21 protein-coding genes are annotated in these 24,496 nt (G+C 42.6%); 15 read left to right on the forward strand and 6 right to left on the reverse strand.

Annotation, left to right across the window (positions count from 1 at the left end; genetic code table 11):
• Nucleotides 1–393 precede the first annotated feature (393 nt).
• The 5 genes from ACSFVZ_RS12360 to ACSFVZ_RS12380 form a co-directional block, all read right to left on the reverse strand.
• Nucleotides 394–615 (reverse strand): hypothetical protein, encoded by a 222-nt coding sequence (locus tag ACSFVZ_RS12360; RefSeq protein WP_253038529.1) that lies wholly within the window; start codon nucleotides 613–615, stop codon nucleotides 394–396.
• 159 nt (nucleotides 616–774) lie between these two features.
• Nucleotides 775–2,436, reverse strand: coding sequence for a group II intron reverse transcriptase/maturase (gene ltrA / locus ACSFVZ_RS12365; protein ID WP_435558973.1), 1,662 nt, complete (start codon nucleotides 2,434–2,436; stop codon nucleotides 775–777).
• Between the two features lie 1,077 nt (nucleotides 2,437–3,513).
• Nucleotides 3,514–5,160: a chaperonin GroEL gene (gene groL, locus ACSFVZ_RS12370; protein ID WP_135923258.1), complete on the reverse strand. Its 1,647-nt coding sequence runs from the start codon at nucleotides 5,158–5,160 to the stop codon at nucleotides 3,514–3,516.
• A gap of 51 nt (nucleotides 5,161–5,211) precedes the next feature.
• A complete protein-coding gene (locus ACSFVZ_RS12375; protein ID WP_036973362.1) occupies nucleotides 5,212–5,499 on the reverse strand; it encodes a co-chaperone GroES in 288 nt (95 codons plus the stop codon).
• Between the two features lie 143 nt (nucleotides 5,500–5,642).
• Complete coding sequence (locus tag ACSFVZ_RS12380) at nucleotides 5,643–6,119, reverse strand: FxsA family protein (RefSeq protein WP_135923259.1); 477 nt, start codon at nucleotides 6,117–6,119, stop codon at nucleotides 5,643–5,645.
• A gap of 161 nt (nucleotides 6,120–6,280) precedes the next feature.
• Between ACSFVZ_RS12380 and cutA the strand changes: the two genes are divergently transcribed.
• The 15 genes from cutA to ACSFVZ_RS12455 all read left to right on the forward strand — a co-directional run bounded on the left by cutA (nucleotide 6,281) and on the right by ACSFVZ_RS12455 (nucleotide 21,920).
• On the forward strand, nucleotides 6,281–6,601 hold the full coding sequence (cutA, locus tag ACSFVZ_RS12385; protein ID WP_135923260.1) for a divalent-cation tolerance protein CutA: 321 nt from the start codon (nucleotides 6,281–6,283) through the stop codon (nucleotides 6,599–6,601).
• Nucleotides 6,601–8,430, forward strand: coding sequence for a protein-disulfide reductase DsbD (locus ACSFVZ_RS12390; protein WP_435558975.1), 1,830 nt, complete (start codon nucleotides 6,601–6,603; stop codon nucleotides 8,428–8,430). The genes cutA and ACSFVZ_RS12390 overlap by 1 nt, the downstream gene beginning before the upstream one ends.
• Nucleotides 8,431–8,778: 348 nt before the next feature.
• Complete coding sequence (gene aroQ / locus ACSFVZ_RS12395; protein WP_135923262.1) at nucleotides 8,779–9,231, forward strand: type II 3-dehydroquinate dehydratase; 453 nt, start codon at nucleotides 8,779–8,781, stop codon at nucleotides 9,229–9,231.
• A 30-nt stretch (nucleotides 9,232–9,261) separates the two neighbouring features.
• Nucleotides 9,262–9,726: an acetyl-CoA carboxylase biotin carboxyl carrier protein gene (accB, locus tag ACSFVZ_RS12400; protein ID WP_135923263.1), complete on the forward strand. Its 465-nt coding sequence runs from the start codon at nucleotides 9,262–9,264 to the stop codon at nucleotides 9,724–9,726.
• 23 nt (nucleotides 9,727–9,749) lie between these two features.
• Nucleotides 9,750–11,090: an acetyl-CoA carboxylase biotin carboxylase subunit gene (gene accC / locus ACSFVZ_RS12405; protein WP_062568261.1), complete on the forward strand. Its 1,341-nt coding sequence runs from the start codon at nucleotides 9,750–9,752 to the stop codon at nucleotides 11,088–11,090.
• A 141-nt stretch (nucleotides 11,091–11,231) separates the two neighbouring features.
• Nucleotides 11,232–11,699, forward strand: a complete 468-nt coding sequence (gene tsaE, locus ACSFVZ_RS12410; RefSeq protein ID WP_135923265.1) for a tRNA (adenosine(37)-N6)-threonylcarbamoyltransferase complex ATPase subunit type 1 TsaE — start codon at nucleotides 11,232–11,234, stop codon at nucleotides 11,697–11,699.
• A 72-nt stretch (nucleotides 11,700–11,771) separates the two neighbouring features.
• Nucleotides 11,772–13,079 carry an N-acetylmuramoyl-L-alanine amidase gene (locus ACSFVZ_RS12415; RefSeq protein WP_235383991.1) on the forward strand — a complete coding sequence of 436 codons (1,308 nt, stop codon included), beginning with the start codon at nucleotides 11,772–11,774 and terminating at the stop codon, nucleotides 13,077–13,079.
• 23 nt (nucleotides 13,080–13,102) lie between these two features.
• Nucleotides 13,103–14,932, forward strand: coding sequence for a DNA mismatch repair endonuclease MutL (gene mutL / locus ACSFVZ_RS12420; protein WP_435558976.1), 1,830 nt, complete (start codon nucleotides 13,103–13,105; stop codon nucleotides 14,930–14,932).
• Between the two features lie 15 nt (nucleotides 14,933–14,947).
• On the forward strand, nucleotides 14,948–15,865 hold the full coding sequence (gene miaA / locus ACSFVZ_RS12425; protein ID WP_135923268.1) for a tRNA (adenosine(37)-N6)-dimethylallyltransferase MiaA: 918 nt from the start codon (nucleotides 14,948–14,950) through the stop codon (nucleotides 15,863–15,865).
• Between the two features lie 80 nt (nucleotides 15,866–15,945).
• Nucleotides 15,946–16,209, forward strand: coding sequence for an RNA chaperone Hfq (gene hfq, locus ACSFVZ_RS12430; RefSeq protein WP_130050381.1), 264 nt, complete (start codon nucleotides 15,946–15,948; stop codon nucleotides 16,207–16,209).
• Between the two features lie 17 nt (nucleotides 16,210–16,226).
• Entirely contained in the window at nucleotides 16,227–17,516 is a 1,290-nt protein-coding gene (gene hflX / locus ACSFVZ_RS12435; RefSeq protein ID WP_135923269.1) for a ribosome rescue GTPase HflX, read from the forward strand.
• A gap of 91 nt (nucleotides 17,517–17,607) precedes the next feature.
• Nucleotides 17,608–18,774, forward strand: a complete 1,167-nt coding sequence (gene hflK / locus ACSFVZ_RS12440; protein WP_135923270.1) for an FtsH protease activity modulator HflK — start codon at nucleotides 17,608–17,610, stop codon at nucleotides 18,772–18,774.
• A 5-nt stretch (nucleotides 18,775–18,779) separates the two neighbouring features.
• Nucleotides 18,780–19,658, forward strand: coding sequence for a protease modulator HflC (hflC, locus tag ACSFVZ_RS12445; RefSeq protein WP_135923271.1), 879 nt, complete (start codon nucleotides 18,780–18,782; stop codon nucleotides 19,656–19,658).
• A 227-nt stretch (nucleotides 19,659–19,885) separates the two neighbouring features.
• Nucleotides 19,886–21,199: an adenylosuccinate synthase gene (locus ACSFVZ_RS12450; RefSeq protein ID WP_135923272.1), complete on the forward strand. Its 1,314-nt coding sequence runs from the start codon at nucleotides 19,886–19,888 to the stop codon at nucleotides 21,197–21,199.
• Between the two features lie 112 nt (nucleotides 21,200–21,311).
• Nucleotides 21,312–21,920, forward strand: a complete 609-nt coding sequence (locus ACSFVZ_RS12455; protein WP_135923273.1) for a tetratricopeptide repeat protein — start codon at nucleotides 21,312–21,314, stop codon at nucleotides 21,918–21,920.
• Between the two features lie 50 nt (nucleotides 21,921–21,970).
• On the opposite strand, the gene ACSFVZ_RS12460 is transcribed toward ACSFVZ_RS12455, so the two are convergent.
• The gene (locus tag ACSFVZ_RS12460; protein ID WP_135923274.1) at nucleotides 21,971–23,827 is read right to left on the reverse strand and encodes a cation:proton antiporter; all 1,857 of its coding nucleotides are present in this window, start codon (nucleotides 23,825–23,827) and stop codon (nucleotides 21,971–21,973) included.
• Nucleotides 23,828–24,496 lie beyond the last annotated feature (669 nt).

The following is a 24,496-nucleotide window of genomic DNA, read 5'->3' on the forward strand; positions in this document are numbered from 1 at the left end:
CTTTATAAGTCAGTACCTAAGTACAGACCAGCGATTTAAGTTGGGAGCTTTGAGGATTCAATTTTCACTTAACCAACCTCAAAACCATCACAGTCAAAACCTGCAGCTGGAACTGCTGGTCTGAGCTAGCTTTGTCAAGTGACACTCAACAAAGCGAGGAACCCTCATCTCGCTCACTCCTGTTACCCTTTGCCCCTTTTGGTTAAGACTAACTGTTCCAGCAGCCATATGATTCGGGGTTATCCAAAAATGTTTGCAAGAAAATCTCCTTACTTTATTTCTGGTAACTAAAATCATATTTACCTAAACTAAATCAGTCAAGTTTACCTTTACTCTCAAGTGCATTTGTTACTGGCAATTGAGGGGGCGCAACAACACCTAATTATTCATTAGTTATGCACTTTGTGATTCTCTAAGCTTTATTTCCCCTTCCGGAGAAAGTCTAGCGTTAAGATAATCATATGTACTCTTTCCTAATGGTTTACTAATCACTGCTTGTATCAAACCTTGATTGTATAGATGTTGGAACAATTGAAAATCTAGTGGCGATTCGCTGTTTACCAAGCTTACCATTGTATTTTGCTTTATAAATTTAAGTATTTCATAAGTTGTCATGTAGACTCCTCGTATATAATTAATTATCAAAAAGCATGGCATCCTAGCATCCCGCTCCACGCTTGCTTTTTTATCCTTAAATGACAAATTTACTTTTGCAGCTGGCCTTCATATAACCAACTAATATAAGCTTATATCATGATGATATAATGTCAAATTTTAAATGCTTAAGTTGTGAATTTGCCTATGACAATTAGGGTGCAACAACACCAAGTTATCCAACTCGTCCGAACCGCCTTTTACCCTTTCCACGATATGATGGATATTCCATCCTGTTTCTTTGGTAATTTTATGGCGGCACATAGTGCAGCATTGCTGCTGCCTGAGCCAGAGCATCAGCACTTTCCTTTTGCCCTGCATTGATTCACGCCAAGCTCGCTCTAGGCGCTGCTCGAAGTATTCCTCAAATGCCAAGTCATAAGGGTTGGCCTCTGCCTTTATCTTGGTATGTCGCTTTATCACCACATCGTTACATGAGAACAGGCGAAGTATTTTCGACTCCTCCCATTCACCGGAAAACACCCAGTTGCGTTTACCCACTGTTTTAAAGTATTTCGCTTTAACCCAGCGAAAACGGCGGTTTTTATGCCGCCGTCGGCACCACTTCCAAAGCATTTTCCAAACCCGATAATCGACATAATTAAAGGTTTCTTTGGCGACAATGTGCCTGTGATAGTTAGCCCAGCCCCGAAGTACAGGATTGAGCATGTATATCAATAAACCGGCCGTCACCGTTTTGTTTCCGTTAATTAAGTCTCTAACTTTATGGAGGAACTTCCGCAGGTTCTTCCGGCTAGGCTTAATTAAAAGCTTGCCTTTGTACTTACGTAAGTTTTGCCCCAAAAAGTCAAACCCTTCGTCAATATGAGTTATCACCGTTTTTTCCGGCGATAGCGTCAGCCCTCGTTCCGCCATAAAGGCTTCCACGAGAGGTTTTACTTCATCTTCCAGCAACTCTTGTGAGATACCGGTAATAATGAAGTCATCTGCATATCGCACATAGTTGACCTTGGTCTTGTAGCTGGCTTTAGTGTTCTTCTTCCCAAAATGGGATTCGAGTACCGCTTCCAAACCATCAAGCGCCATATTGGCCAACACAGGAGAAATAATTCCCCCTTGCGGTGTCCCTGCTTCAGTCGGATTCAATTTACCTGATTCCATATAACCGGCTTTCAGCCATTTTCCGAGTACTCGTTTATCCAATGGAATATTGGCGAGTAACCAGTCATGACTGATGTTATCAAAGCACCCTTTGATATCACCTTCTAACACCCATTTGGCAGAATGCTTGCGACTGAGATTCACAAAGCATTGTTCAATCGCATCTGCCGTTGAGCGCATCGGGCGAAAGCCATAGCTGTTTCTATCGGCGATTGTTTCCGACACAGGCTCTAGCGCCAGCAGGTATAACGCCTGCATGGCTCTATCGAGCATGGTCGGTATTCCGAGCGGTCGGTGTTTGCCATTCGCTTTAGGAATATACACTCGCCTTAACGGTTTGGGCTTATAGCCCTTACGCGTTAACCGAAACAGCGCAAGCCATTTACTGTCAGGTGTACTCCATAACTCCCCATCGACACCGGCAGTCCTTTTGCCTCGATTTTCAGTCACCCGTTTAACCGCCAATGCCTTGGCAGCAAACGAGCGCACCAACATGCGTTGCAGGGCTTTCACCTTGCGCCACTGTTGTTGCTTCGTCGCCTTCGCGATCCGTACTTGTAACCCTCTCACCTTGTGCTCAACCGAATACCAATCAATGGTATGCCAGCTGTTTGCTTGGTGGGAGAACGCAGGTACATGGAACATACATTCCGTACTCATCTTGCTTTCCTCCATAACCACAAAACGGAGAAAAGCCAAACCCTTACGGGGATAGCTAATCCCCGCTTGGGTTAATTTGTTAGATGGCTTTACACGCCTTCACACGATTAAAGACCAGTCTGAATTTGGCACTCTTTCGAGTTAGGGCAAAGTTAGAACCCCTATCCGAACCATTACAGTTCAGCCTTCGCTTGGTCAGACATCCTTTACCCGCTTATCCAACAGCGCTCCTTACGGATTGCCTGCCTGTATTACTGTTACCAGCAATCAGGCGAATAATCGGGCTTACCGAGTTCCATTGCAGTTACACGAGCAACGTAGGTTCTGTCTATCTACCGGTGGTCATAAGACGGCGTAATCCCAGATGTAAAAGGATTAACCGACCACGTACCTTTTGGTCAGAGCGCATCAACAATATTTCGCTCTTTGCGGTTGACGGTATTTATCAACAGTTCACTTACGTTAACCATATTGCCCAGCCTAGCCCCCAGCTAGCTTATTGTTAGCCAACTATGCCCTCTCTCACGAGTTAAGACACCGTTTACACAGGGGTACATTGTCAGGAAGCTTTGCACCATGCCGTTACCAGCATCGCACTATCCCTAGGCTACTGTTAGCCGTATAACAGGTCTCGCTACCGAAGTGCCGAAGCAAAGCGGTGAGACAATAACTACAACAGCTTACGCCCGTAGGTCGTAAACTCGTCGAGATTTAGAAAACGCGTTCAGAAGTAACCTTATAAAGGTTGCATCCTCAGCTTTTGAAGCGAAACTACTTAACAACAGAGCGCCCAACAGGCATGCGATGAATTACCTTCTCGCTACTCTTCAGGGGTAAACCTAAAACTCTGAAATTGTTTGTTTCCGTAATGCCGATGACTGATGTCTCGGTGACTTGTTTTCCAATCGTAAAGACACGATTGCGCGACCTTATCACTCAGATAAGTCCGGCATTCGGTTTTACCCCCGAATACCGGAGTCGACTACTAGTTTTGCAGGTTGGGAAAGTGAGTGCTATAGTTAGCACTCACTCTGAGCTAGTCCTGCTAGGCTAGTGACCTACGCGACTCTCGTCGCACTACATCATGCCGCCCATACCACCCATGCCGCCCATGCCGCCCATATCAGGAGCACCAGCGTCATCTTTAGGGATTTCAGCAACCATTGCTTCAGTTGTGATCATAAGACCCGCGATTGAAGCTGCGTACTGTAGTGCAGAACGCGTTACTTTAGTTGGGTCTAAGATACCCATTTCGATCATGTCGTTGTACTCGCCAGATGCTGCGTTGTAACCGTAGTTACCTTCACCACCTTTTACAGAGTTAACAACAACAGATGCTTCGTCACCTGCGTTCGTTACGATTTGACGAAGTGGTGCTTCCATCGCACGTAGTGCAACTTTAATACCGTGGCTTTGGTCTTCGTTGTCGCCAACTAGCTCAGCAAGTTTGCTTGCTACGCGAACTAGTGCAACACCACCACCCGGTACAACACCTTCTTCAACCGCTGCGCGAGTTGCGTGTAGAGCATCTTCTACGCGGTCTTTCTTCTCTTTCATTTCGATTTCAGTTGCTGCGCCAACTTTGATTACTGCAACACCGCCAGCTAGTTTAGCCATGCGCTCTTGTAGTTTCTCTTTATCGTAGTCAGACGTTGCTTCTTCGATTTGTGCTTTGATTTGTGCAACACGGCCGTTGATACCGTCTTCTTCACCTGCACCATCGATGATTGTTGTATCATCTTTAGTGATCACAACGCGTTTCGCTGTACCTAGGTCTTCGATTGTTGCTTTTTCTAGCTCTAAACCGATTTCTTCAGAAATTACTGTACCACCAGTTAATACTGCGATGTCTTGTAGCATTGCTTTACGACGGTCGCCAAAACCTGGCGCTTTAACTGCAGAAACTTTTACGATGCCGCGCATGTTATTTACAACAAGTGTTGCAAGCGCTTCACCTTCAAGATCTTCAGCAATAATTAGTAGTGGCTTGCTAGCTTTAGCAACTGCTTCTAATGTAGGTAGTAGCTCACGAATGTTAGATACTTTTTTGTCTACAAGTAGAATGTAAGGGTTGTCTAGCTCTACAGCGCCTTTTTCAGCGTTGTTGATGAAGTAAGGAGACAGGTAACCGCGGTCAAACTGCATACCTTCAACTACGTCTAGTTCGTTTTCTAACGACTGACCTTCTTCAACAGTGATAACGCCTGAATCACGGCCAACTTTTTCCATTGCTTCTGCAATGATGTCACCGATTTCTTTGTCAGAGTTAGCAGAAATAGTACCTACTTGAGCAATCGCTTTAGTGTCTGCACATGGTACAGAAAGCGCTTTAAGCTCTTCAACCGCAGCAGTAACTGCTTTATCGATACCACGCTTAAGGTCCATTGGGTTCATACCCGCTGCAACTGCTTTTAAGCCTTCGTTTACGATAGCTTGCGCTAATACAGTTGCTGTTGTTGTACCGTCACCTGCAGCGTCATTCGCTTTAGACGCTACTTCTTTAACCATTTGTGCGCCCATGTTTTCGAACTTGTCTTCAAGCTCGATTTCTTTAGCTACAGACACACCATCTTTAGTGATTACAGGAGCACCGAAAGATTTGTCTAATACAACGTTACGGCCTTTAGGACCTAAAGTTACTCTTACTGCGTTTGCTAAAATATTTACGCCAGTTAGCATTTTGCTACGTGCGTCACCTGCAAAAAGTACTTCTTTTGCTGCCATGATTTAATTCCTCTTAAATTCTGTAAACGGGTTGCTAAACGAAAAGTAGGATTAGCCTACAATGCCTAGAATGTTATCTTCACGCATGATCAGGTACTCTTGACCTTCGATCTTTTCAGCTTTTTCAACATAAGAGCCGAACAGCACAGTGTCACCGGCTTTAACTTCTAATGCTCTTACTTCACCGTTGTCTAAAACACGGCCATTACCAACAGCGATAACTTCTCCGCGAGTTGATTTTTCAGCTGCAGAGCCAGTTAATACAATACCGCCAGCAGACTTAGTTTCTTCTTCTAGACGCTTAACGATGACGCGATCATGTAAAGGACGAATGTTCATTTATTTAGTTCTCCTAACAGTTTCTGAACAGTACAGAAAAAATCTTGTGTTATTGCAGGGGAGTGCTAAGCCACCCGTTGCGTTTCATTGCCTTCATTAATGGGGGTGGCTTAAAAAAATCCAAGTACAAAAATTAAAAAATTTTAATCTTTTCGCTCAAATTCACCATCAATAGTTGTCGGTTGATGAGTTGGCTCTTCGTGTTGGGGTGCTTTACTGTGGTATTGAAAGTGTGCAGAGCCTTGATTCGCTTGTGAACTCATACGCACAGTTGCATGGCTGGCAAGGCTTGCAGCTAATTTATTACGTATTGCTGGGGTAAGTAATAAAAAGCCAAAAAAGTCTGTCATTATGCCAGGAGTCATTAATAACACTCCGGCAATAATCACACACAAGCCAGTAAATAATTCTTTCGCAGGCATTTGCCCTTGCGCCATTTGTAGTTGCACATTTTGGATTGCTCCCATGCCTTGCTGCTTCACTAATTTGGCACCAACAATGGCCGTGACGATAACTAGCGCTATGGTGGCAAACCCGCCAATGACTTCACTCACTTGAATAAGTAAGGCAATCTCCACAATCGGCACTAAAATAAATAACAAAAACAAAAATCTAAACATAACGCTCTCTAAAAATGTCACTCTCTTTGGAGTCAATGAAATATAAGTTGGGGTGATCGGGTCTTTTTTCAAGCTGGAGCCATGAATCACCTAGCTCGCTACACATTATTGCTGCTATCAGCTACTATGGTGCGACTCACGTGATCAAAAAAAGGTTCCTTATGAATACGCATTATCGACTGATTTTTACTACTTGTGCGAATGAAGCTGAGGCTCGTCAGCTGGCTCAACACCTAGTGAAAGAAAAGCTAGCTGCCTGTGTCAATATTCTGCCTACTATCGAATCTATCTATATGTGGGAAGGCGAGTTAACGCAAGCGACAGAGAGTAAATTACTGATCAAAACTAAATCAGAAAAAATGAATGAGGTGATCCAAACTATCAAGAAATTGCATAGTTATGAGGTCCCTGAGATTCAGGTCGTTGATGTAGCAACAGGCAATTTAGCCTATTTTAATTGGATGGATGAGGTACTTAATTAATGCGATCGTTCCTTTTATTACTTTGCGCACTGTGGTTATTGCCTGCAAGCGCAAGTAATAGCAATTTACTTGGTAATTTACTGCAGCAACCTGCAGAACACACCTTTCTCCCTGTTGATAAAGCCTTTGTTTTTGATTTTGATCAGCAAGGTAAAACCTTATTCATTGGTTGGGATATAGCGCCCGATTATTATCTTTATAAAAAGAAAGTCGAAATTATTGCCAAGGGAGCTGATATAGTGGTGCCTGAGCTTGGTAAAGGCGTCATTATTGAAGATGAGTTTTTTGGTAAGACCGAAGTATTTTTTGATTCATTAAGTGTGATAACAAAAGTAAGCAACATCACAGATGGGGCAGTTGTTAAAGTTCGTTTTCAAGGCTGTGCCGAAGCGGGGTTATGTTATCCGCCAGAAGTGAGAACCATTCCTTTATCTGTGATTGCTGGTGAGCAAGTATCGCAAACTGCAGATGCTGGCAATGCATTGGCTGCATTAACACAAGCCGAAGAGGTAAATGACGCATCATCAGCGCCTTCTCAAGAAGTATCAAAACCAGTTGGTGAGCAGTCATATACCGATAAACTAGCGTCACAAGGTTTACTAACGAACCTAGTTATCTTCTTTTTAGTCGGTGTTGGTCTGGCTTTTACACCATGCGTATTCCCAATGTTTCCGATTTTGTCGAGCCTTATTGCAGGTCAGCAGAATTTATCGACTAAAAAAGCGTTTTCGCTGTCGTTTGTTTATGTGCAAGGGATGGCAGTTACCTATGCAGCACTGGGCTTAGTGGTTGCATCTTTAGGTGGGCAAGTACAAGGGTATTTGCAGCATCCTACAGTACTAATCAGCTTTAGTATCTTATTTGTATTGCTAGCAATGTCGATGTTTGGCTGGTACGAAATTAAACTGCCAAGCGGCATGATGAATAAACTCACTCAGGTTAGCAACCAGCAAAAAGGCGGCAACTATGTTGGCGTATTTATGATGGGTGTACTGTCTGGCTTAATTGCTTCACCTTGTACTACTGCACCACTGTCAGCTGCATTGCTTTATGTTGCACAAAGTGGTGATTATTTAGTGGGAGGTTTAACTTTGTATGTACTGAGCTTAGGCATGGGACTGCCTTTATTATTGCTAGGTACATCAGGTGGTAAACTACTTCCTAAAGCCGGTGGTTGGATGGAACAAGTGAAAACGTTATTCGGTTTCATTATGCTAGCTGTGCCGCTAATTCTGCTAGAGCGTATTGTTGATATCGAGATCATTTGGTTAATGGCTGGTTTATTAGCACTTGCTACAGCCTTGTACTTACATCATTGGCAAAGTGGTCAATCGCAAGGTAAGTTAAAAACAGCATTATGGTTTGCTGCAACCTTACTGGTTGTGACTGGGGCAAGTTTAACGAAAAATTATTTTTGGCCGACTAAAGCGGCGGTTGCACAAGCTGAAGTGCAAACACATGGCTTTAGACAAGTTGCTAATTTAAGTGAATTGAAAGAAGAGATTGCAAAGGCAAGTAGCGAAGGGCGCTTAGTAATGGTCGACTTATACGCTGACTGGTGCGTCGCGTGTAAAGAGTTTGAACACTACACGTTTCCTGATGCTAAGGTACAAGAACAATTTGCGCACTTTGAGTTAATCCAAATCGATTTAACCGAAAGTGATGCAAAAACCATTGAGCTAATGGAAGAATACACGGTATTCGGGTTACCCAGCATTTTGTTCTTTGACAGCCAAGGTAATGAGCTTTTAGAGCAACGTGTAACAGGCTTTTTAAATGCTAAAGACTTTGCAGAACATCTGGCAAAAGTGCGAAATACTGCTAAATAAACGCAAACGTGCTAGAAAATAGCAAAACGCCACTCATCTGAGTGGCGTTTTTGTTTCTCACTAAGAAAAAGTACTCTAACTAAAAGTAAATGAGTGATTTTTGTTGTAAAAGTTCAATTAAATAGCAAGAGAATACAGTGATTAACCCTGTTGTGTGCCTTGCTATGCCTACACTTTCTTTGTGCTATGAGTGATTAGACCAGTATTTTGCTGCTATTTACGTCGAAATATCTATAATAGGTGGTTAACGTGAGAAATAGTTGCTATTTTACATCGATACGCTTAGGTTAAGCGTGGGTTTATGATGAATATGGTTAAACTGCTTACTTAAAGGATATATCGCGTATTATGGCTGCAAAATTCAAACTTTTAGTTCTTAATGGGCCAAATTTAAACATGCTTGGCAAGCGTGAACCAGAAAAGTACGGCACCCAATCTCTTGATGAGATTATCGCTGAACTTAGTCAGGTTGCTGCGGGTCACAATGTTGATTTAACGCATTTTCAAAGTAACAGTGAAGCTGCATTAATAGAGCGAATTCACGATGCATGGCAAGTGGTTGATGCAATTATTATTAACCCTGCCGCATTTACGCATACAAGCGTTGCCTTACGGGATGCATTACTCAGTGTGAACATTCCCTTTTACGAGGTGCATTTAAGTAATGTGCACGCACGGGAGGCATTTCGTCATCATTCGTATTTTTCGGATGTGGCACAAGGCATTATCGTAGGATTAGGAGCAATGGGTTATAAAGTAGCACTTGAAGCTGCGGTTAGCCGGTTGCAAAACACACATTAATTTTAAATAAAACTTACAGGCGGGTCGTTCATGGATATTCGCAAGATCAAAAAACTTATCGAACTAGTAGAAGAATCTGGTATTGCTGAATTAGAAATCACTGAAGGTGAAGAATCAGTACGCATTAATCGTAACAACATGAGTGCAGCGCCTGCAATGCAGTATGCTCCTCAACAGTACGCAGCGCCTGCACCAGCGCCAGCAGCTCCTGCTCCTGCAGCAGAAGCGCCAGCGGCAGACGCAGCACCAGCAGCACCAACAGGTCATCAAGTTAAATCGCCTATGGTTGGTTCTTTCTACTCAGCAGCTTCTCCTGAAGCAGCACCTTATGTAGAAGTAGGTTCAAAAGTAAATGTTGGCGACACGTTATGTATCGTTGAAGCAATGAAAATGATGAACCAAATCGAATCTGATAAAGCCGGCACAGTAAAAGCTATCTTAGTTGAAAATGGCGAGCCAGTAGAATTCGATCAACCTTTATTCATCATTGAATAACAGCGCAACAAAAGGCCAACTCTATGTTAGATAAAGTAGTCATTGCAAACCGAGGTGAAATTGCACTTCGCGTACTGCGCGCCTGCAAAGAGCTTGGGATCAAAACTGTTGCTGTGCATTCAACGGCAGACCGTGATCTTAAGCACGTGTTACTGGCAGACGAAACAATTTGTATTGGTAAACCGGCAGCAAGTGAAAGTTACCTAGATATTCCGCGCATTATTGCAGCGGCAGAAGTAACAGACGCAGTTGCTATTCACCCAGGTTATGGTTTCCTTTCTGAAAATGCAGACTTTGCTGATCAAGTTGAGCAAAGCGGCTTTGTATTTATCGGTCCTAAAGGCGACACCATTCGTTTAATGGGTGATAAAGTTTCTGCAATCGAAGCAATGCGTAAAGCGGGTGTACCTTGTGTACCAGGCTCTGATGGCCCATTAACGGCAGACAGCGAGCGTAATATTCAAATCGCTAAGCGTATTGGTTACCCTGTAATCATTAAAGCAGCAGGCGGCGGCGGTGGTCGTGGTATGCGTGTTGTTCGCAGCGAAAAAGAACTAATCGATTCAATCGCTCTTACTCAGCAAGAAGCAAAGCAATTCTTCGGTAATGGTATGGTTTACATGGAAAAATTCCTTGAAAACCCTCGTCACATCGAAGTTCAAGTACTTGCTGATGGTCAAGGCAATGCAGTTCACTTAGGTGAGCGTGATTGTTCAATGCAACGTCGTCACCAAAAAGTGGTTGAAGAGGCTCCAGCGCCAGGTATCACAGCTGAGATGCGTAAGTTCATCGGTGACCGTTGTACTCGTGCATGTATCGAAATTGGTTATCGCGGTGCAGGTACGTTCGAATTCTTATATGAAAACGGCGAGTTCTATTTCATCGAAATGAATACCCGTATTCAGGTTGAGCACCCAGTAACAGAAATGGTCACTGGCGTTGACTTAATCAAAGAGCAGTTAAAAATTGCAGCTGGCCAACCATTATCATTCACTCAAGAAGATGTGGTTATTCGTGGTCACGCAATTGAGTGTCGTATTAATGCGGAAGACCCAGAAACATTTATTCCATCACCAGGTAAAATCACGCGATTCCACCCTGCTGGCGGTTTAGGTATTCGTTGGGACAGCCACATCTATGCAGATTACACAGTACCACCTCATTACGATTCAATGATTGGTAAGCTGATCTGTTACGGTGAAAACCGTGATGTAGCAATTGCTCGTTCACGCAATGCGTTAAACGAATTAGTGATTGATGGCATCAAGACCAATACGCCACTGCACAAGAAAATCTTGGCAGATGAGAACTTCCAAAACGGTGGTACAAACATCCACTACCTTGAGAAGAAACTCGGTCTGTAAAAAAATTCTGTTTAAGCTAAAAAGCCGGCAACTTTGCCGGCTTTTTTATGTCAAATTAGGCATAAGAGCGGCTCTCGCCTTATAAAAATTATCTGGTATGATTAACAAAGTAATGTGTTTTTAGTTTTTCATGAGGTAACAATGACCGACAGTGTTGGTTTTCCACTGGCTGATGAAGCTGCAACGGTAAATATGGGCAATCAACTTGCAGCGTTGATGGAACAAGGGGCTGTCATTTATTTGCACGGTGATTTAGGTGCCGGTAAAACCACATTAACCCGTGGTATCGTGCAGGGTTTTGGTCATCAAGGAAAGGTTAAGAGTCCGACATATACACTGGTTGAGCCTTATCAACTAACTAAAGCTGATGTTTATCACTTTGATTTATATCGTTTAGGTGATCCTGAAGAGCTTGAATATATGGGCATTCGTGATTATTTTTCGCCACAGGCTATTTGTGTTGTTGAATGGCCTGAGAAGGGAGGTGAATTTATCCCAACTCCCGACCTTGATATTACTTTGCGTTATGACGGTGAGGCACGTGCTATTGTTATTAATAGCTTAACTAAGCGCGGTCAATCTATTGTCGAACAATTGAAGAGCGTGTAAGAATAAACATATAAAAATAAAGGTGTACTAGTAAAAATGGGTCGTTGTACGTTTAAACTATTAACTATTTTAATGTTTTTGGTTGTGAGCCAGGTTGCGCTTGCACAAAATACTATTAATAGCGTACGCGTTTGGCCCTCACCAGATAGCACCCGTGTGGTATTTGATCTAGATGAAAAGCCTGATTACAGCTATTTCATGCTGAAAAACCCAGCGCGTTTAGTCATTGATCTAAAAGATACTGATAAGCTCGATAACTTGCCTGCTATTCCGCAAAAGCATCAAATAGTTTCAAAACTTCGTTACTCAAAGCCTAAAGATAGCAAAAGTGTGCGTTTTGTTTTTGAACTAGCACGCGCCAGTAAACCTGTGGTGTTTGCCTTATTACCTACCGAACCATACAAGCACCGTTTAGTCGTTGATCTCATCGACAAAACAACGAAAGCTGAGCCTATTGCTGCAACGAATACCAGCGTTAAAAAGCGTGAGCTACAGCAAGAGCGCGATATTGTTATTGCCATTGATGCAGGTCACGGTGGTGAAGACCCAGGCTCAATTGGTCCATCGGGTACTTATGAAAAAGATATTACGCTACAAATAGCCAAGCGCTTAGAGCGAATGATTGATGCCGAAAAAGGCATGATTTCGCGCATGGTGCGCCGTAGTGATTATTTTGTTAACTTAAATACGCGAACCAGCATTGCCCGTGAGAAAAAGGCCGATTTCTTTGTCTCGATTCATGCCGATGCGTTTACTAGCCCGCAGCCAAACGGCGCCTCTGTGTGGGTGCTCTCACTGCGCCGAGCTAACTCAGAAATAGGTAAGTGGATTGAAGATAAAGAAAAGCACTCCGAGCTTTTGGGTGGTGCCGCTGGGGTATTAAAAGATACCGCGAGCGAAAAATATTTAGCACAAGCACTGCTTGATATGTCGATGGATCATTCGATGAAAACAGGCTTTAGTGTTGCACAAGAAGTAGTTAGTGAATTAAGAAAAGTAGCTAAAATGCATAAGAAGCAACCACAAGCGGCGAGCCTTGCGGTATTAAAATCACCGGATATTCCGTCTATTTTGGTCGAGACAGGGTTTATTTCGAATCCGCGTGAAGAGCGAATGCTAAAAACGGCGCAGCATCAGGAGCGCTTAGCGAAAGCAATTTTCACCTCAATTAAAAATTACTACATGCAAAATCCCCCAGATGACTCGTTATTTGCGAAATTAAAAGCGCAATTTCCAACAAAGCACAGAGTACGTCCGGGTGAGTCGTTAAGTATTTTGGCAAGCAGATACAACACCTCTGTTAGTAAGCTAAAAACGGTCAATAACTTAAAATCGAATACCTTGTTTATAGGTCAAGAGCTTGATATTCCGCAAAGCTAGTCAATTTTCGTGTTAGGAACACTATGAGTATAGAAATACTACCCGCGCGATTGGCTAACCAAATTGCTGCGGGTGAAGTGGTTGAACGCCCTGCATCGGTTGTAAAAGAGCTGGTCGAAAACAGTTTAGATGCTGGCGCAACGCGCATTCAAATAGATATTGAACGGGGTGGTCATAAGCTCATTCGCATTCGCGATAATGGCTCTGGTATTAATAAAGATGAACTAACCCTCGCGCTTTCACGCCATGCCACGAGTAAACTAAAATCACTCGATGATCTTGAGAACATTTGCTCGCTGGGTTTTCGTGGTGAAGCACTGGCGTCTATAAGCTCTGTATCACGGTTAACATTAAGTTCAAAGCCAAAACACCAAGAGGCCGCATGGCAAGCCTTTGCTGAAGGTCGTGACATGGCTGTGCAAGTAAAACCAACCGCACATCCTGATGGTACTACTATCGAGGTTAAAGACTTGTTCTTTAACACGCCAGCACGCCGTAAATTTCTTCGCACCGAGAAAACCGAGTTTTCACATATTGATGAACTTATAAAGCGCATTGCGCTGAGTCGTTTTGATGTGTCTATTACGCTTACTCATAACGGTAAAGTGGTGCGTCAATACCGTGCTAAACCAAACCCTGAGCAAGCAATAACGCGTGTAGCACAAGTTGCTGGCAAAGCCTTTAGTGAACAAGGGCTGCATATTCAATCTGGTGAAGCTGGTTTGATGCTGCGTGGTTGGGTATTACCGGTGGGCTCAGCGAATAGCACGCAATATACCTATGTTAATAATCGCATGATGCGCGATAAACTCATTTTGCATGCGATCCGCCAAGCGTTTGAAGAAGTCGCAGGTTCAGAAGAGCTACCAGGCTTTGTAATTTATATTGATATTGACCCTCGTCAGGTCGATGTAAACGTGCACCCGGCTAAGCATGAAGTGCGTTTTCATCAAGGCCGCTTGGTGCATGACTTTATTTTGCAGGCAATTAAACAAGTTGTTGTGCCGCTTCAGCAAGAGGCTGGTTTTGTTCAGGAGCCGACCTTTGACCGCACTCCGTTTGCCGAGGCTAATTCACAAAGCTCGCAGCCACACTTTAATCAGGCTATGGCAACTGAGCAATATGATTACCCTAAATCTGAATTACAGCCAACACGCTCACCGAGTTATTCAGGAGCCACAGGGCGCTCAGGCGGAGGTTTTAGCAACAGCCAAGGACGCAGTAAAACATCGCATCAAGATGTGAATGCTTTTTATCAAGGGATCAGTGAGCAACATGCCGCGCATTTTGATCAAGTACGCCCAGAGCCAAGCATTGCTGCCCCCGTTACTGAGCAGACAAAGCTTGCTAAACTCATTCACGTACGTGAAGGTGAGTGTGTATTTAGTGAAGATAATCAATTGTTTGCTGCTCACTTTAAACATGCCTTAGCACTCGACTGGCAAGCCCAAGTAGAGCAAGCGGGTAGCCTTGACGGCAAAGCCTTATTATTACCTGTAAGAGTCAATGCAAGTGCTGACGATATGAACGCTTTAAATGCTCAGCAGTCGTGGTTTACCTTACTAGGCTTTGATTTAATACTTGAAAAACAGTTTGTGATGGTAAAAAAATTACCACCCTGTCTGTATTTACTCGATGTGAGTAATGCTATTGAACGGCTGATCAACGGCTGTAAAGCATCAGCTAATTCACTTGATGAATGGCTAAATTGGCTGGTTCAGCAAATACCAACACGTTATTACGCAAGCCAAGCCTTCGCGGAGCAAGTATCGCGGTTAGAAAATAATCCACAAACTATGCAACGTTTACGCGAAAAAGCGGTTAAAATAGAACTATCTCAGTTTTTAAATTAAGCAAGGTATTTAGGCTTGAATAACTTACCGGTCATTTTTTTAATGGGACCAACCGCTGCGGGGAAAACCGATTTAGCAATTTCATTGTGTGAGCATTTAAACACTGAAATAATCAGTGTTGATTCAGCATTGGTCTATAAAGATATGGATATAGGCACAGCAAAACCAAACGCTGAAGAGCTTGCTCGTGCGCCACATCATTTGATTGATATTATTGACCCTGCAGAAAGTTATTCAGTGGCGGATTTTCGCCGTGATGCGATTGAAAAGATTGATCTATTTCATAAGCAAGGTAAAGTACCTGTCCTAGTAGGCGGTACAATGATGTACTTTAAGTCGCTTATTGATGGCCTATCGCCGCTACCAGAAGCATCACCGGAAGTTCGCGGTGAGCTGGAAAAAGAAGCAAAACAATTTGGTTGGCCTCATTTGCATAAAGAGCTGATGAATATCGACCCAGATGCTGCGAATAAAATGAGTGAAAATGATTCACAACGAATTAATCGCGCATTAGAAGTGTATCGTATTACAGGTAAAACAATGACTGAGCTGCAAAAACAAAAGCAGCCTGAGCTACCTTATACTTTTCATCAATTTGCCATTGCGCCTGATGATCGCAGTGAATTACATAAGCGGATTGAGAAAAGGTTTAAAATAATGCTCGAACAGGGGTTTGAAAATGAAGTTTCGTCCCTATATAGACGTAAGGATTTACACCCAGATCTACCTTCAATACGTTGTGTAGGTTATAGACAAATGTGGGATTACATTGCAGGCGAAATTGACTATGATGAAATGGTTTTTCGCGGTATTGCAGCCACACGACAGTTAGCCAAGCGGCAGTTAACTTGGTTAAGAGGTTGGCCAGAAGTAACTTGGTTAACCACGGGTGATGAAGAAAACTTGCAACGTGTAGTAAGTTCGCTAAGCTAGTAGTAGTTAGAATTTTTTTAGCTTTGTTAAATTAGTTCAGCTACTTAATTATAATAACACCTAGAACGAAGGAAAATAACATGGCAAAAGGCCAGTCGTTACAAGACCCATTTTTAAATGCGTTACGTCGTGAGCGCATTCCAGTATCAATCTTTTTGGTTAATGGCATTAAGTTGCAGGGTAAAATCCAGTCATTTGACCAATTTGTTATTTTACTTGAAAACACCGTAAATCAAATGGTGTATAAACACGCTATTTCAACTGTTGTTCCAGCGCGTTCTGTTAACTTCCAAGGTGTTCAAGGAAGTGATGATTCAGAAGAGCAAGAACCTGGAAATTTTTAAACTTAGGAGCGTAATGCTTGTTTGACCGTTATGAAGCCGGCGAACAGGCAGTTTTAGTTCATATCGACTTACCTAAAGAGGGAGATCGTGAAGATCTTCACGAATTAGAGTTGTTGGTATCTTCTGCTGGTGTTAGTAGTTTGGCGATTGTGCAAGGCAGTCGTCAAGCACCTCATCCGAAGCTTTTCGTCGGTACCGGAAAAGCAGAAGAAATCGCTGAAACTGTCAAAATCCACAATGCAGATGTCATTATTTTCAACCATCAACTTAGCCCGTCACAGGAACGCAATTTAGAGCGCGTTTGTCAGTGCCGTGTACTTGATCGTACGAGTTTGATCCTTGATATTTTTGCGCAGCGAGCGCGTACTCACGAAGGTAAACTTCAAGTTGAGTTAGCTCAGCTAAGGCATATTTCTACCCGCTTGATCAGAGGTTGGACCCACCTTGAAAGACAAAAAGGCGGGATAGGTTTACGTGGTCCGGGTGAAACCCAGCTTGAAACCGATAGACGATTACTGCGCGCAAGAATTAAAAATATTCGTGCCCGTTTAGATAAAGTGGCTGTTCAACGTGAGCAAGGGCGTCGTGCGCGAACGCGTAACGAAATCCCTACAGTATCGCTAGTGGGTTATACCAATGCGGGTAAATCAACATTATTTAACCGTATTACTGATTCTGATGTGTATGCAGCTGATCAGTTATTTGCAACGCTAGATCCAACTCTACGTAAGTTGGATATTGGCGATATCGGCCCCGTAATTTTAGCCGATACAGTTGGTTTTATTCGTCATCTACCTCATGATTTAGTAGCGGCGTTTAAAGCAACCTTAACTGAAACCCGCGAAGCTGATTTACAGTTACATGTTATCGACGTGGCAGACCCACGACGTAAAGAAAATATTGAGCAAGTACAGTCTGTTTTAAAAGAGATTGAAGCAGATGAGGTGCCGCAGTTACTAGTTTATAACAAAATAGATGCGCTAGATGACGTTGCGCCGCGTATAGATAGAAACGACGAAGGTCAGCCGATTCGAGTTTGGTTGTCTGCGCGTACAGGTGTAGGTTGCGAACTACTATCAGAGGCAATTAATGAGTTACTTGCCAAGAAGATGTTTGCTGATGAGCTAAAATTACCCCCTCAGCATGGTCGTATTCGAGCTGCACTATTTAATTTAAACGCGGTTCATCAAGAGAGTTTTGATGAACAAGGTAACTGGCTGTTGTCAGTACGATTACCTATGGCAGAGTGGAACCGCTTGAAAAAAGAAATGGGACAAGAGCTCGATTCTTTTATTGCAGCTGACTAAAAGTTACCAGCATTTGTCTTTTTTAGTATGAGAAATGCTGTAGATTTGATAGATTTAACCTAATTCATTTAGATAACAATGGAGTATAGCTATGGCCTGGAATGAACCGGGTAACAATGGCAATGATAAAGATCCGTGGAATAATAAAGGCGGAAAAGATCAAGGCCCACCTGATTTAGACGAGGTACTGCGTAAGTTCGGCAACAAGTTTGGCGGTTTATTTGGTGGTAATAAGCCAGGTAAAAATAACGGCGGACTTGGTGGCGCAGGCATTTCTTTCATCCTGATTATTGCCGTCATTGTATGGGCATTAAGTGGTATTTACACAGTAAAAGAAGCTGAACGTGGTATTGTTTTACAGTTTGGTCAATATGACCGTATTGCAGAACCAGGCTTACGTTGGAAAATGACCTTCATTGAACGCGTGATCCCGGTTGATATCGAAGCAGTTCGTTCTTTATCTGCAAAAGGTTTCATGCTAACCGAAGACGAAAACGTGGTTAATGTTGAGTTTGAAGTACAATACCGTGTTATCGACCCGCATTTATACAAGTTTAGCGTCACCGATGCTGATCATAGCTTACAGCAAGCATTAGATAGCGCACTGCGTTATGTAATTGGTCATGTGAAGATGGACCAAGTGTTAACAACAGGCCGTGAGCTTGTTCGTCAACAAACATGGGATGAGCTAAACAAAATCATCGAGCCGTATAATTTAGGTATTATCGTTAGTGATGTGAACTTTAAAGATTCACGTCCGCCGGGTGAAGTAAAAGACGCCTTTGATGATGCAATTGCAGCGCAAGAAGATGAAGAACGTTTCATTCGTGAAGCTGAAGCCTATGCCCGTGAAATTGAACCGCGAGCGCGTGGTCAGGTTACACGTATGACGCAAGAAGCAGAAGCATACCGTGAACGTATTACGCTTGAAGCACAAGGTGAAGTGGCACGATTTGAAAAGCTACTACCTGAATATCAAGCAGCAAAAGAAGTAACACGTCAGCGCTTATACATCGATGCGATGGAAGAAGTACTTGGTAACAGCTCTAAAGTGTTAGTTGATGTGAAAGGCGGTAATAACATGTTGTATTTACCACTTGATAAAATCATGGAAAAGCAAGGTACAGCAACACGTGTTGCATTACCAAGCTCAAGTGATATCAAAGATCTTCGCAATAAAATAAACACGTCGCGTAACAGTACGGTTAATTCGAGTAATGATCGTTTCGCAACTGACCGTTTTAATGAGGGGAGATAAGCAAGATGAAAAATTTTAGTTTAGTAATACTTGCCCTTGCTGTTGTATTGTCTTTCTCTGCTGTATTTGTTGTTCAAGAAGGCGAAAAGGCGATCGTACTGTTATTCAGCAAAGTTGAAAAAGACAGCAACGATAACGCGGTGGTATATGGCCCTGGTTTACATTTAAAAGTACCATTCTTTAGCCAAGTACGTCGTTTAGATGCACGTATTCAAACGCTTGATGGTGCACCTGACCGCTTTGTAACAAGCGAGAAAAAAGACTTAATCGTTGATTCGTATGTGAAATGGCGTATTAATGATTTTAGTGCTTTTTATCTTCGTGCACGTGGTGATAAGCAATACGCTGAAACATTACTTAAGCAAAAAGTGAACAATGGTCTTCGTACTAACTTTGGTTCGCGTACAATCAGAGAGATAGTTTCTGGTGAACGTAGTGAGCTAATGGAAGAAGCATTAGTACAAGCTTCAGAAAGTGCGCAGGAGCTAGGTATCGAAGTGCTAGACGTGCGTGTTAAGCAAATTAACTTACCACAAGAAGTGAGTAGCTCAATCTTCCAACGTATGCGTGCTGAGCGTACTGCAGTGGCAAAAGAGCACCGTTCTGAAGGTCAAGAAAAAGCTGAAACGATTCGTGCTGAAGTAGACCGTCGAGTTACAGTTATGCTGGCAGATGCTGAACGTAATGCACGTACGGTTCGTGGTCAAGGTGATGCTGAAGCTGCTGCTATTTACGCGAATGCTTACAGCAAAGATGCTGAGTTTTTTGGTTTTGTGCGCAGCTTAGAAGCGTATAAAAAGACCTTCAAAGATAAACAAGACGTAATGGTGATTTCACCAGACAGCGACTTCTTTAACTATATGAAAGGATCGAAAGCACAGTAATTAAATACTGTGTTGAACAAAAGCCCTGCAGTTTGTAGGGCTTTTTTGTTTCTGTGTTTTATTAATTTATTCACTCTTGCCAGTTTATAACTCCCTGTTCTGACACAGCTTGTCGCGTTTATTTAGATGATAAAAATTCAGGCGCAGAAAAAATAAGCTAAACGGGGTGATCTTTCACCTCGTTTTCTGATAAAATCTCGTCCTAATTTTTTCTAAGTGAATTTGCAATGGGTAAAAACGTTGTTGTACTAGGCACCCAATGGGGTGACGAAGGTAAGGGTAAGGTAGTTGACCTCCTTACAGACAAAGCATCTTTAGTAGTTCGTTATCAAGGTGGTCATAACGCAGGCCATACTTTGGTAATCAACGGTGAAAAGACGGTTTTACACCTTATTCCATCGGGTGTATTACGTGACAATGTTAAGTGTGTGATTGGTAATGGTGTTGTTTTATCACCAGAAGCATTAATGAAAGAAATCGGTATGCTAGAAGAGCGTGGCGTACCAGTACGTGAGCGCTTATTAATTAGCGAAGCATGTCCGTTAATTTTACCTTTCCACATTGCATTAGATTTAGCCCGTGAAAAAGCACGTGGCGATAAGCCAATCGGTACGACAGGTCGTGGTATCGGTCCAGCTTATGAAGACAAAGTAGCACGTCGTGGTTTACGTGTTGGTGATTTATTCAACCCAGAACAGTTTGCTAGCAAGCTTAAAGAAGTATTGGAATACCATAACTTCACGTTAGAGCATTACTACAAAGTTGAACCAGTTGACTTCCAAAAGACATTTGACGATGCAATGGCTATCGCAGATATCTTAAAAGCAATGGTTGTTGATGTTACTGAGCTACTTGATCAAACGCGTTTAGCGGGTGACAACATCTTATTTGAAGGTGCACAAGGTACATTACTTGATATCGACCACGGTACTTACCCGTACGTAACATCGTCAAACACAACAGCGGGTGGTGTAGCGACAGGTGCTGGTTTTGGTCCATTACACCTTGATTATGTGCTAGGTATTATCAAAGCTTACACAACACGTGTAGGTTCTGGTCCGTTCCCTACAGAGCTTTACGACGGTCTTGATAAACAAGATCCAGTAGGTAAGCACTTAGGTGAAAAAGGTCATGAGTTCGGTGCAACGACTGGTCGTTTACGCCGTACTGGTTGGTTAGATGCAGTGGCAATGCGCCGTGCAGTTCAAATCAACAGCATCTCAGGTTTCTGTTTAACTAAACTAGACGTATTAGATGGTTTAGAAACATTAAAAATCTGTACTGGTTACCAGTTAGAAGATGGCACTGTAACGAACGTTACGCCATTAGCTGCTGAAGGTTACGAGAAAGTAACACCAGTATACGAAGAGATGCCTGGCTGGTCAGAAAACACAGTAGGTGCTACGTCAGTTGATCAATTACCGCAAGCGGCACTTGATTACATCAAGCGTATTGAAGAAATCACTGGTGTTCCAGTTGATATTATCTCTACTGGCCCAGATCGTGTAGAAACTATGGTATTACGCAGCCCGTTTGCATAATCGTCATAGTGACTGAAAAAGCTGCTTCGGCAGCTTTTTTTGTGCCCCAAATTCACTCTGGAATGATAATTGTATATTATTTGCTAAGACCGACTTTATTTAAGTGATTTTGATGCGTGTTTTATTGCCTTTAACATTACTCTTCTCAAGCCTAAGCATGGCTGAAGAGCCCATTACAGCTGTGCCTCTTTACACAGAGAGCGAGTTAATCGCTCTAATAAATAAAAACACCCATTTGGCACGTGTAAAGGCAGATGATTGCCAGTTAGTTCAAGATATCGAAGCGCGAGCCAATAAAATGGCGTTGCCATCGTATCAGTTCTTGTATGGTGACATGCTAGCGTATGCCGTATGTGTCGACCGAAATGTAGAACTTGGTGTCTACTATATGCGTAAGGCTGCTGAGCAGGGTCTAGCGGCCGCACTTGAGCAATTAGGGCGCTACTATGATGTCGGTCAATTAGTACAGCAAGATAAAGCAATGGCTGTAACTTATCTGCGAGAGGCATCTGCACAGGGGAATTTAAAAGCCCAGATGCGGTTGGTTAATTTGTTTAACCAAGGTTATGGTAGTCCGCGAGATTATGAAGATGCTTACCGTTGGTTGTTTCATTCAATGGTTGCTGATAAAGCCACCCATAAAAAAATTGAAGGCTTACTTGCTAAGCTTGCCGAAAAAATGCCTGACAGCGTCGTCGCCCGTGCTCGCTTGCCGATGTAGTCGGTATAATTGTGTGTAAAAAAGGCCAGTTTTAAACTGGCCTTTTGTTATTAATCTTCTTTTATCTCTTTATTTTTGCCGTTATTAGGGTCTTTTAAAACCGACATCTTTGGAGGCTGAAGCGCAACAATACGTTCACCTACTTGAGGAGCTTTTTCCATGTTGGTTGTGAACGGGCGAATTTTCACAGGAGAGTCATCGTCATCTGATTTTTCACCATGCAAAATAAACAGTGGAATTGCTTCGCTGTTTACTTCTTTGTATTGTTCCCAACTAAATTCTTCTGAAATCCGTGTGGCACTGACTTTGCCACCTTTTGCAATTAGGCTACTCAAGCGAGCATACGCACCATTATCGCCAAACAAAATTTGTCGAGACAAAAAGGTTGCACTGTCTTTGTTTGCTTTGGCGTGGTTAGTTGAAGAACGTAATGAAAACACATCCTTTTCGTCGAGCAGGTGCGAGAAGTATTGCACGCCTAATGCGTTGTGATGGCGGTTAGGCGAAAGCGCTAATACGCTGCGAATCGTCGTTAACGGTAAATAACGCTCAGCATGCTCAGATTGTGGATTACCATAGTAGCAAGGCAAACCATCCATACGTGCCATTTTACAGTTCTCCCATGCAGGGTCAGACAAGTGCACCGGAATATTTTGATCTTTTAAGCCACAGGCAATGGCACGAGCGACATGGTTTGCACCAATAATCAAAATGGTATTTGGCGCAGGTTGGCGCACTTTTAACAGCTTTGCCAGTGGCGTTGCTGTTAGGCTTTGTAGTACTACTGTTACGATAATCACTGTGAATATGAGTGGTACCATTTTTTCTGCATCAGCAATACCGGCTTCAACCATACTTAATGCGAAGACAGAACCTACCGCTGCGGCTACGATACCGCGCGGTGCAATCCATGACAGCACTAAACGAGACTTAATAGGTAAGTCCGTTCTAAACGTAGATATCGCGATACACGCTGGGCGAGCCACAAATAGCACAATAGCTAAGAAAATAAACACATCGCTGTGTAACATCATCAAATCAGATAATTGAAGGCGGGCTGCAAGTAAAATGAATAGCGATGAAATTAAAATCATCGATAAATCTTCTTTAAACTCAAGCACTGAATCAATTTCGAGTTCATCTTGGTTGGCAAGCCAAATACCAAATACTGTTACTGCTAGTAAGCCCGATTCATGGCTTAAGTGATTAGAGACGGTAAAGCTAATAAGTACTAAGGCTAGAATACCAAACTTGTGTAATTCAAATGGCAGCCACTCACGGCGAATAAGAAGCGTAGTAAGCCATCCGGCAACTACACCAATTGTCAAACCAACGCCTAAGGTTTTAAATAGCGCGATAATGGTATGGCTAAATACTTCACCCTGACCAACCAACATAACGGCTTCAAACACCAATACCGCAAATAAAGCCCCAATTGGGTCAATCACGATGCCTTCCCAGCGGAGGATACGGTCGATATCTTGGGTGGGCCTCATAGAGTTTAAAAGTGGCGCTATGACAGTAGGGCCTGTAACAACTAACACTGCTCCTAAAACAGCAGCAACACGCCAATTAAGCTCTAAAATCCAGTAGGCACTGAGACTTATGACCAGGCAGGTCGTGATCATCCCGATTGAACAGAGGTTTCGAACCACTTTACCAATGCCTTTAAGTTCTCGAAAGTGCAATGTTAATGATCCTTCAAACAGGATCACCGCCACACTTAAAGAGACGACAGGAAATAACAAGTCGCCAAGAAGTGCATCAGGCTCTAGCACACCACTAAAGGGTCCGAGTAATAAACCTGTTAGTAGTAAAAACAAAATAGCCGGTACACGAAACGCCCACGCTACCCATTGTGCCAATACTGAACACAAGGCGATCCCTGCTATAAAAATTGCTGACATAGAATGAATTATCCTTTAGTTACTACAACTTAAAAATACCAACACCTTAGATAATCGCGTTTCAAGACGATAATTAGTCGCTGACTTTCCAAATATAATGCTTGCTTATTAAAGCCTACTCACCGTCATGGATACAAGCAATCTTGTTGCTTCAAATACGATTTTAGTCGTTATTACTACTTTTTGGGGGTGTTTTGAAAATAAAACTTAGTTTGGCTCATTAAAAATTATTACATATCAACAAAAGACCTCTAACATACTGTTATTAAATGTGTATTTTCTGTGGTTATGGTAAGTATAAGGCTTATGACTACTTTTCGCACTTGATCTCTGCCCCTAATTTCCCGTATTATAGTTCGTGTTCAAACAATTTGATATCTAAATAGTTATTAGCGATAAGCACATTGTTTTTAGCTTTGATTTCAAAAAATCAGTTGTTTGCGACATTTTTAGTGTTTTATACACTTTGTTTTCAAATTAAATAGAAATGAACTTGTGTAGATTCAGCGTACATTTATTACGTGTTGAATATAATTATGGTTCATTATCTGGTCAATGTTTAGCTCCCATCGTGGCAGCTGAATCTCGGTCATACAATCTACACCCTATCTGCTGGTGTACCAGATTGTATAGGCTCTATGTATGTTGTTATTAATAAAAGCCGCACAC

This window comes from Pseudoalteromonas nanhaiensis, assembly GCF_051235485.1.
Lineage (GTDB): Bacteria > Pseudomonadota > Gammaproteobacteria > Enterobacterales > Alteromonadaceae > Pseudoalteromonas > Pseudoalteromonas lipolytica_C.